Genomic DNA, 4,211 nt, shown 5'->3' on the forward strand with positions numbered 1-4,211 from the left:
GACCGCGCAGATGCCCCGGACCAGCAGGTCGACCGGCACGCCGGCGCGCGAGGCCCGGTAGAGCGCGTCGATGGTCGCCTCGTCGACGATCGAGTTGGCCTTGATCCGGATCCGGGCGTCCTTGCCGGCGCGGGCGTGCTCGATCTCGCGGTGGATCTGCTGGACCAGACCGGTGCGTACCGAGTCGGGCGCGACGAGCAGCTCCTCGTACGACGCCTTGCGGCTGTAGCCGGAGAGGTTGTTGAACAGGTGGGCGACGTCCTCGCCGATCCGCTCGTTGGTGGTGATCAGGCCGAGGTCCTCGTACATGCGCGAGGTCTTGGGGTTGTAGTTGCCGGTGCCGATGTGGGTGTAGCGGCGGATGCCGTCGGGCTCGTCGCGCACGACCATCGAGAGCTTGCAGTGGGTCTTGAGGCCGACCAGGCCGTAGACGACGTGGCAGCCGGCCTGCTCGAGCTTGCGGGCCCAGCGGATGTTGGCCTCCTCGTCGAAGCGGGCCTTGATCTCGACGATCACCAGCACCTGCTTGCCGGCCTCGGCGGCGTCGACGAGCGCGTCGATGATCGGGGAGTCGCCCGAGGTGCGGTACAGCGTCTGCTTGATCGCGAGCACGTGCGGGTCGGCGGCGGCCTGCTCGAGGAAGCGTTGCACCGAGGTCGCGAACGAGTCGTACGGGTGGTGCAGCAGTACGTCGTGGCGCCGGGTCGCCTTGAACACGTCGACGGGCGCGGCGGACTCGACCTCGGCGAGCCGCAGGTGGGTGGTGGGCAAGAACGCGGGGTACTTCAGCTCCTGGCGGGGCAGGTCGGCGATGTCGTGCAGGCCGCGCAGGTCCAGCGGCCCGCGCAGCCGGAACACCTCCTCCTCGGAGATGCCGAGCTCGGACATCAGCAGGTCGAGCACCTGCGGGGCGATCGACTCCTCGACCTCGAGCCGGACGGGCGGCCCGAACCGGCGGCGCAGCAGCTCCTTCTCCAGCGCGGCGAGGATGTTCTCGGCGTCGTCCTCCTCGACCTCGAGGTCCTCGTTGCGGGTGACCCGGAACGTGTGCACCTCGAGCACGTCCATGCCCGGGAACAGCCGCCGCAGGTGCTCGCGGATCACGTCCTCGAGCGGCACGAATCGCTGGTTGCCGACCGGCACGAACCGGGCGAAGATCGGCGGCACCTTGACCCGGGCGAAGTGCTCCTTCTCGGTGCGCGGGTTGCGCATCAGCACCGCGAGGTTGAGCGAGAGCCCGGAGATGTAGGGGAACGGGTGGGCCGGGTCGACGGCGAGCGGGGTGAGGACGGGGAAGACCCGGTCGCGGAACAGCCGCTTGCAGGTCTTCTGCTCCTCGCGGTCCAGGTCGTCCCAGCGGACCAGCTCGATGCCGACGTCGGCGAGCGCGGGCACCACCTCGTCGCGGAAGACCCGGGCCTGGCGCTGGGCCAGCTCGCGGGTCGTGGTGAGGATGAGGTTCAGCACCTCGGTCGGCATCAGGCCGGAGGCGGCCGGGACCGCGACCCCGGCGGCGATGCGCCGCTTGAGGCCGGCGACGCGGACCATGAAGAACTCGTCGAGGTTGCTGGTGAAGATCGCCAGGAACCGGGCCCGCTCGAGCAGCGGCAGGGCGGGGTCCTCGGCCAGCTCGAGCACCCGCTGGTTGAACCGCAGCCAGGAGAGCTCGCGGTCGAGGAACCGGTCCTCGTACTTCTCGACCGCGGCGATCTCGTCGTGGTCGGGCTGGTACGGCGGCTCCACCTCGAACGACTCCTCCGGGACGCCCTCCCCGTGGCTGGAGACGGCGTCCGGCGGCAGGCTCTCCAGGCTCATGTCGGCCAGTCTGGCACTCGCACGTGAACGGTAGGTTCCCTTCGTGACCTTCGACTCGCCGCGCGTCGAGCGCCTGCAGATCCGTCTGGAGTCCCTGGCGTTGCGCGCCGCCCTCGCCCTGCCCGAGCGGATGCAGCGGCTGCTCGGCGGGCGCACGGTGGTCCGCGACGGCCAGTCGCTGGCCGCCGACACCCAGCTGATGCTGCGGATGCAGCGCCTGGTGCGCGAGCGCGGCGCCGAGACCCTGCCGATCCCGCTGGGGCGGCGCGCGATCCTGCGGCACACCACGCTGACCGCCGGGCGGCAGCGGATCGGCGCGGTGCGCGACCTGGCCGTGGCCGGGCGCCCCGCCCGCCTCTACACCCCCACCGCGGCCTCGCCGGGTCCGCTGCTGCTGTTCTTCCACGGCGGCGGCTTCATGTACGGCGACCTGGAGTCCCACGACGCGGCCTGCCGCCTCCTCGCCGAGCGGTCGGGCGTGCGGGTGCTCGCGGTGGACTACCGGCTCGGACCGGAGGAGCCGTTCCCGGCGGCATACGACGACGCGCTCGCCGCCCACCGCTGGGTCGTCGACCACGCGGCCGAGCTGGGCGTCGACCCCGACCGGCTGGCCGTCGGCGGCGACTCCGCCGGCGGCAACCTGGCCGCGGTGGTCGCGATCGAGGCGGCCCGCGCCGGGCTGCCGCTGGCGTTCCAGCTGCTGGTCTACCCGGCGACCGACGCGGTGCGCGAGACCGACAGTGCGGCACTGTTCGCGGAGGGGTTCTACCTCACCAAGGCGTTCATGGACCTCGCCAACCAGTGCTACATCGGCGACGGCGACCCCCGCGATCCCCGGGTCTCCCCGCTCTACGCCGACCTCCCCGCCGGACTCGCCCCGGCGTACGTCGCGACCGCGGGCTTCGACCCGCTCCGCGACGAGGGCGAGGCCTACGCGCGCCGGCTGGCCGACGCGGGCGTGCACGTCGAGCTGCACCGCTTCACCGACCAGATCCACGGGTTCTTCAACGTCGTCGGGGTCGGCCGCACCAGCCGCGCGGCCGTCGCCGAGATCGCCGTCCGGCTCAAGGTGGCGCTGGGAGGCTGAGCTCGAGGAGCAGGTCGCGCAGCCGGTCACGGCGCGGCACCACCGGGCGGCGGTCCAGCAGGTCGAGGAGGCATCGCGCCGCGGTGGGACTCCCGCGGCACGCGCAGGACAGCACCGCGACCGCCTCGCGGTCGTCGCGGGTCGCGGCGGCGAGGTCGAGGATCGTGTCGTGGTAGCCGATCCGGGGCGGTCCGGGACCGTGGACGACCCGGGTCTCGAATCCGGTCACGCGGTGGAGCCGGGTCCAGGGCGGGGCGGAGACGTCGCGGTGTCGCTCGACCGCCACGTGGATCACGGACCCGTCGTGGTCGCGCCGCCCGGGGCCCTCGTGGGCGCGCCGGGCCGACCGGCCGTAGAGCGCCGCGGGCCGGCAGGCCAACACGGCGGCCCAGGCGCGCTGCTGCCAGGTCAGCGGCCCGGCGTGCTCGGCGTACACGCCGGGGTGCACGGCCACCCACGCACCGCGCCGCAGCGCGCGGGCGATCCAGGTCGCGGTCGCGCCGGCCCCGAGGGCCTGGGCGCGCGTGATGATGCCGTCCTGCTCCTGCAACAGCGCTGCCAGCTCGTCCATGGGGCCAGCATCCGACGCGCGGTCGCGGGCCGCGACCGGACGGCCCTCGGCTGTGGACGAGCGCGCAGCGCGGACCGGCTGTGGACGATCAGCGGGCGTGGGACCGGCTGCGGCACGGGCATGCCCAGCCCAGGTCGGTCTGCTCCCCGCAGGTGGCGCGCACCGGCTTGCGGCGCAGCTTGCGGATCATCCGGCGGGTCCGGCTGACCGGCCACGTGCGGCTGTGCCCGCAGTGCCGGCAGGCGAACTCCTCCCCCGAGGCGGCCATGCCTCCATCTTGAGCACCGCGCGCACTCCGCGCCCGCCGATCGCGCCGAATGCGCCGACCGGTCCAGTCCGCTCGGCCGGGCGACGGAGGACCCGCAGGTGCTCGGCACCCCACCGCGGGCCGACTTGTCAGCCAGAACCCGCACGACACGCCGGGACCCCTCGGCGTGTCGTGCGGGTTTCACCGGCTGACCGGTGAAACCCGCGCGACACGCCGCTACCGCGAGCGGAACCAACCCCGCTTCTGCGTCTGCAGCTCGAGCAGCTCGGCGCGCACGTGGTCGAGCTCGACGGCGAGCTCGCGAGCCTTCTCCTCGGCCTCGGCCCGTTCGCGCATGGCGTCCTCGGCGATCTCGGCCTGGCGGCGTACGGCGGCCTCCACGGCGCTGCGGTCCACGGCCCGCTGGGCGGCGGCCTCCTCGGCCTCGGCGCGCAGCCGTGCCTGCTCGGCGGCCTGCTCCTCGGCGGCGG

4 protein-coding genes and 1 pseudogene are annotated in these 4,211 nt (G+C 73.6%); 1 reads left to right on the top strand and 4 read right to left on the bottom strand.

The features are described 5' to 3' along the window. The coding region (locus VGD85_RS17700; protein WP_331064751.1) for an RNA degradosome polyphosphate kinase at positions 1 to 1,815 on the bottom strand (1,815 nt) is incomplete at its 3' end. Between the two features lie 43 nt (positions 1,816 to 1,858). Between VGD85_RS17700 and VGD85_RS17705 the strand changes: the two genes are divergently transcribed. Then, entirely contained in the window at positions 1,859 to 2,902 is a 1,044-nt protein-coding gene (locus VGD85_RS17705; protein WP_331064752.1) for an alpha/beta hydrolase, read from the top strand. Here VGD85_RS17705 and VGD85_RS17710 read toward each other — a convergent pair. The 3 genes and pseudogenes from VGD85_RS17710 to VGD85_RS17720 form a co-directional block, all read right to left on the bottom strand. After that, the gene (locus VGD85_RS17710; RefSeq protein ID WP_331064753.1) at positions 2,880 to 3,473 is read right to left on the bottom strand and encodes a type IV toxin-antitoxin system AbiEi family antitoxin domain-containing protein; all 594 of its coding nucleotides are present in this window, start codon (positions 3,471 to 3,473) and stop codon (positions 2,880 to 2,882) included. The genes VGD85_RS17705 and VGD85_RS17710 overlap by 23 nt on opposite strands. Before the next feature lie 88 nt (positions 3,474 to 3,561). Next, positions 3,562 to 3,741 carry a hypothetical protein gene (locus tag VGD85_RS17715; protein WP_331064754.1) on the bottom strand — a complete coding sequence of 60 codons (180 nt, stop codon included), beginning with the start codon at positions 3,739 to 3,741 and terminating at the stop codon, positions 3,562 to 3,564. A gap of 216 nt (positions 3,742 to 3,957) precedes the next feature. Further along, positions 3,958 to 4,211 (bottom strand): annotated as a pseudogene (locus VGD85_RS17720) (hypothetical protein); the annotation flags it as partial.

Origin of the sequence: Nocardioides sp., assembly GCF_036401255.1 — a bacterium.
GTDB lineage: Bacteria > Actinomycetota > Actinomycetes > Propionibacteriales > Nocardioidaceae > Nocardioides.